Source organism: Staphylococcus sp. EG-SA-2 (genome assembly GCF_017152085.1).
Genome location: NZ_JACYHC010001231.1, coordinates 1 through 638 on the forward strand (window position 1 = coordinate 1; position 638 = coordinate 638).

Annotated in this window: 1 protein-coding gene; it reads right to left on the reverse strand. The window is 35.0% G+C overall.

Annotated elements, in window-relative coordinates; genetic code table 11:
- Positions 1-636, reverse strand: coding sequence for an IS6 family transposase (locus IDG60_RS19930; protein ID WP_048522621.1), 636 nt, complete (start codon positions 634-636; stop codon positions 1-3).
- Positions 637-638 lie beyond the last annotated feature (2 nt).

A 638-nucleotide genomic window follows, 5' to 3' on the forward strand; every position in this document is an offset into this window, starting at 1 on the left:
TTAACTTGCTAGCATGATGCTAATTTCGTGGCATGGCGAAAATCCGTAGATCTGAAGAGACCTGCGGTTCTTTTTATATAGAGCGTAAATACATTCAATACCTTTTAAAGTATTCTTTGCTGTATTGATACTTTGATACCTTGTCTTTCTTACTTTAATATGACGGTGATCTTGCTCAATGAGGTTATTCAGATATTTCGATGTACAATGACAGTCAGGTTTAAGTTTAAAAGCTTTAATTACTTTAGCCATTGCTACCTTCGTTGAAGGTGCCTGATCTGTAATTACCTTTTGAGGTTTACCAAATTGTTTAATGAGACGTTTGATAAACGCATATGCTGAATGATTATCTCGTTGCTTACGCAACCAAATATCTAATGTATGTCCCTCTGCATCAATGGCACGATATAAATAGCTCCATTTTCCTTTTATTTTGATGTACGTCTCATCAATACGCCATTTGTAATAAGCTTTTTTATGCTTTTTCTTCCAAATTTGATACAAAATTGGGGCATATTCTTGAACCCAACGGTAGACCGTTGAATGATGAACGTTTACACCACGTTCCCTTAATATTTCAGATATATCACGATAACTCAATGTATATCTTAGATAGTAGCCAACGGCTACAGTGATAA